General features: G+C 59.0%; 3 protein-coding genes and 1 pseudogene. 3 read left to right on the forward strand and 1 reads right to left on the reverse strand.

The features are described from left to right. Positions 1–438: 438 nt before the first annotated feature. The 3 genes and pseudogenes from istA to ACEW8Q_RS16365 form a co-directional block, all read left to right on the forward strand. Positions 439–1,746: pseudogene (istA, locus tag ACEW8Q_RS16355) on the forward strand (IS21 family transposase); the annotation flags it as partial. Continuing rightward, positions 1,743–2,558 (forward strand): IS21-like element helper ATPase IstB, encoded by an 816-nt coding sequence (istB, locus tag ACEW8Q_RS16360; RefSeq protein ID WP_373505123.1) that lies wholly within the window; start codon positions 1,743–1,745, stop codon positions 2,556–2,558. The pseudogene istA and the gene istB, both read left to right, overlap by 4 nt. Before the next feature lie 830 nt (positions 2,559–3,388). Next, complete coding sequence (locus tag ACEW8Q_RS16365) at positions 3,389–4,276, forward strand: LysR family transcriptional regulator (protein WP_373505124.1); 888 nt, start codon at positions 3,389–3,391, stop codon at positions 4,274–4,276. 20 nt (positions 4,277–4,296) lie between these two features. Here ACEW8Q_RS16365 and ACEW8Q_RS16370 read toward each other — a convergent pair. Continuing rightward, a partial coding sequence (locus ACEW8Q_RS16370) for a tyrosine-type recombinase/integrase (RefSeq protein WP_373505125.1) occupies positions 4,297–4,805 on the reverse strand: 509 nt, incomplete at its 5' end.

The raw sequence follows: 4,805 nt of genomic DNA on the forward strand, positions 1-4,805 counted from the left end.
AGGCCTGCGAAAGACAGAGAAGCTTGCCCCCAAGAGCCGTCAGGCTTCCTGGTCAAGGCAAGCAACGGAAAACAAACCTTCATCACGACTCTCATGCAAAGCCCGCCGTTCCAGAAATGAAACGGCGGGCTTTGGCGTTTGGGAAGGCCACAGGTCTCAGCGAATGCCGCGCGCCGTTGTCCGGTACCAGCCTTCATCAGCCTGGGTGTTTCGCGCGATCCTTGTCCGCCTCAGTGCCTCCGTTTCAGTCTCGGCCCGGATCACGGCGTCAATCTGAGTGGCATCGCGGCGAAACGGAATGACCTGCAATAGCGGCGTTCCCTTCTTGACGACATGCACGCCATCGGGCGCGGTCGCGACAAACGGAAAATGGATGTGAGATTGATAGGTATCGGTATCAACCACGCCTGAAAACACCTGGAACAGGGGCTGGCTGCGGTTGTGCCGATGCTGAGGGCAGCCCCAGGCATCCGTTCCGTCGCCATCTTCGAAGAGGTGATCAGGCGTCACCCTGAACTGGGTGATGGCGTTCGCCGGACACTGGAACGGCGGGTTCGCGCATGGCGCGCCATCCATGGCGAGGAGCAGGACGTCATTTTCCGGCAAGATCATGTGCCTGGCCGAAGCGGCTTGTCGGATTTTACGGTCATGGACGATGCTGCGGTTACGATTGCGGGGGTGTCGCTCGATCATCGGCTCTATCATTTCCGGCTCGCCTATTCCGGTTTCCAGCACGCCCACGTGGTGCTTGGCGGAGAAAGTTTCGTGGCTCTCGCGGAGGGACTGCAGAATGCGCTGTGGTCGCTGGGCGGGGCGCCCCGTGAACATCGCAGCGACAGCCTGTCAGCCGCCTTCCGCAATCTCGATCGAGAGGCCCGGGACGACATGACCCGGCGCTATGAGGATTTGTGCAGGCATTACGGGATGACGGCCACCCGCAACAATGCTGGCATCGCCCATGAGAACGGTTCCATCGAAGGACCGCACGGCCACCTCAAGCGCGCCATCGCCGACGCGTTGCTGATGCGCGGCTCGGCTGACTTCGACGATCTGCCCGCCTATCGCTGCTTCATCGACGAGATCGTCAGCCGCCGCAACGCCCGCCATGCCAAACGCATCGACAGCGAGCGCACCGAACTGCAAGATCTTCCCGGCCGGCGCACCGCCGATCACGAGGAGGTCAGCGTGCGCGTCACATCCTCCGGCGGCTTCACGCTGCGCAAAGTGTTCTACACTGTGCCCTCACGCCTGATCGGCCACCGGTTGAGGGTACGCCTGTTCGATGATCGGCTCGATCTCTTCATCGGGGGCACCCACCTCACGACGCTGCCGCGTGGGCGCGCTGATGCCTCGGGCAAGCACGACCAGGTCGTCGATTACCGCCATGTCATCCATGCGCTCCGCCGCAAGCCGATGGCGCTCCTCAGCCTCGTCTATCGCGACCAGCTGTTTCCACGCCTGGCATATCGGCGAACCTTCGATGCTCTCCTGGAGCACCAGCCAGAGCGGCAGGCCTGCCGCGTCATGGTCGAGCTTCTGGCCATGGCTCACGAGCGCAACTGCGAGAGCGAGTTGGCAGAGCAGCTTTCCGCCTGTCTGGATGCCGGACAATTGCCCGACATGAGAGCCTTGCAGGTGCGTTTCGCTCCCGATCCGGCCCGGCTCCCAACCGTCGTCGTCCACCTTGCTCCGCTCAGTGTCTACGAAGCCTTGCTCGACTCCAGCCTGACGGGAGAGGCGGCATGAAGACCAACACTGCCGTCGATGCCGCCAGGCTCTGCCTGCTTCTCAGCGCACTCCGTTTGCCGGCCATCACAGCTGTATGGGCGCAGTTTGCCGAACAGGCCGACAAGGAAGGTTGGCCCGCTGCCCGCTTCCTGTCCGTCATCACCGAACACGAACTGGCCGAACGCGACCGCCGCCGCATCGAACGCCATCTCGCCGAGGCCCGCCTCCTGCCAGGCAAAACCCTCGACACTTTCGAGTTCGAGACCGTGCCGATGATTTCCAAGGCCCAGGTGATGGCTCTCACCGCCGGTGATGTCTGGCTGGAGAAAGGTGCAAACCTCCTGCTGTTTGGCCCGCCGGGCGGCGGAAAGAGCCATCTGGCTTCAGCCATCGGCTTTGCCCTCATCGAGAATGGATGGCGGGTGCTGTTCACCCGTACAACCGATCTCGTTCAAAAACTCCAGGTGGCACGACGCGAACTCGGCCTCGAAGCTGCCATCAGCCGGCTCGACAAGTTCCATCTCCTGATCCTCGACGATCTCGCCTACGTCACCAAGGACCAGGCCGAGACCAGCGTGTTGTTCGAACTCATCAGCGCACGATATGAACAGCGCTCGATGCTGATCACCGCAAACCAGCCATTTGGCGAGTGGGGAAAGGTCTTTCCCGATCCCGCAATGACGCTTGCCGCCGTCGATCGCCTCGTCCATCACGCCACCATCCTCGAGATGAATGTCGAGAGCTACCGGCGCCGTGAGGCCATCGAGAAAAAGCGTGGCCCAGGGCGCCCGGCGTCACACGCCACACCCGCCAATATCGCCCCTGATTGACGCGCCGCGACAATCAACCAAAAATACCGCTTGCCTGCGACAGTCAATGTCGTGATCATCAGCATCGCCGCGACACCAGACTCTCATTCAGATTGTCGCGCACTTCTCATCCAGATTGTCGCGCTACAGGCTGGGACGACTATTGGCGCAATACCACCTGTTACCGGCAGCAAGACGATCATGATCACCTAATGATTGGTTTGCGCAGTGCGGGGTTGCCAGCGTGACGGGGTGGTGCTTCCGCTCCTGGCCCTTCTGCGACATGGCAACGATAGACCATAATGACCGCTTTCACCCCGGAAGCAGACACACGTGCGTGACTAACTATGCCCGTTTATGAGTTCACGCCCTAGTCTTCGGCACGGCGTTCACGCGCCATCTGCCGTTGTAAACGCGCCTTGCTGTTAATCCGGCAGGGTCAGACTCTTAGCGTTCAGTTCGAGGCTGATGTCTACCGCTGCCCTGGAATGTTCCTTTTTTTTTGCTGGAGAACATAGGGCCTGCGCGCAAGATATATGTCGCACGAGTGATGAAGCCAACATTGACATATTTCACCATTTTGGGAGCATCTACTATCTCAAGCGCTGGTATTCGACGCTGAGCTGTTGTCGGCTTTGCCTCTCGATGTTGTCATCAGCATACTGCGGGCCACACACGCTGAACTGTCGCAAAAACTCCAACTGGCAGGCCGGTGATGCGTCGGTCGGCCAGCTACCGACGTCAACCCAACAATGTATCGAGAAACGGGAATCGTCTTCAACTGAAATTCCTGCCAGACTTGCGGCGCAAGCTGACTTCCCTTATTGCGTTGTCTAAGATATTGTCTGGAAATGGATATTCGTCAGCTCCAATACTTGGCTGCGCTTGCGCGAGAAAAGCATTTTACGCGTGCAGCCCAAGCATGCAATGTCACCCAACCAACATTGTCGGGACGCATTCGGCAGCTTGAGCAAGAGCTCGGCGTGCCAATTGTCGAGCGTGGCCAGCGTTACATCGGTCTTACCGCCGAGGGCGAACGGGTCCTCAAATGGACGCATCTGATCCTCGACAATTGGCAGTCGCTCAATCAGGAACTCGGGCAAATTCGCAGCAGGAAGGGGGAACTGGTCGGGCGCCTTGTGCTCGGTGTGATCCCCTCAGCATTGCCGAAGGTGGCGACACTCACGAACGCCATGCAGCAAGTGCATCCGAAGGTGGGTTTTACCATCCTCTCGCAGAGTTCTGAAGAGATCCTTCGCAACCTCCATGATTTCTCGATTGAGGCGGGGATCACCTACCTTGACAACGAGCCAGTCGAAGGCCTCTTGCAAGCACCACTCTATCAAGAGCGCTACTGCCTGTTCGTATCAGCGTCTCATCCACTGGCCCAACGCAGTTCGGTAGATTGGCTGGAAGCCGCACAAGAGTCCTTGTGCTTGCTGACCCCAAACATGCAGAATCGCAGGATTATCGACCGTGCTTTCACGGCGGCAAATGCCCACCCATCACCACGGCTGGAGACCAATTCGATCATGAACCTCCTCTCTTCGGTAAGGTCCATGGGGCTCGCCAGCATCATGCCCGAGTATTTTATCGATGTACTCGGTAAGCTCGAAGGGGTGCGCGCTGTACCACTCGCCAACCCAAAGGTTGAGCATGCGGTGGGTCTGGTCGCGATCAATCGCGAGCCCCGCTCCCCTTTCATCGCTGCGCTGTTTGCCGCCGCCAAGACGCTATAGCTAATCCGGAATGAGGCAGGCTAAAGTTTGTCATCGCCCACGAGGCTATTCGAGAACAAATCCGGTTCCGTCAGGAACCCTGGCCGGAACCTTTGCCGAAACTCGACATCGAAGAAATCATCGACCACATGGGCGTAGGTCCTGATCACAGTTTGCATGTTGAGATGACCGAGCTGCCGTGCCACGACAATGGGTGGAGTACCAGCTTGCAGTAACAGCGAGGCATACGTATGGCGCAACGAGTAGAACACAAGATCATCGGAGTACCCCAGGCTGCGGACAAAGGGCCGAAAAATCGCTGAAACGTAGTTAGACGACCATGGCGAACCATCGCGCCGCACCAGCAAAGGTTCCTTGCGTGACTTGCAGCGCGCAAGCGACCTGAAGAAGGGGGATGTCCCGTACTCTGTTGAAAATGCCAAGGCTGGCGTCGCTGGTTGAACCTTATGCAGCATCGGCCAAGCGGTCAACTGCATGGGAGGCTGGCTGCTCGGTCCGATGGTTTTGAAGTGCGGCCTTGAGGATTGGC

The organism is Aestuariivirga sp. (genome assembly GCF_041738905.1).
In the GTDB taxonomy this organism is placed as follows: Bacteria; Pseudomonadota; Alphaproteobacteria; order Rhizobiales; family Aestuariivirgaceae; genus Aestuariivirga.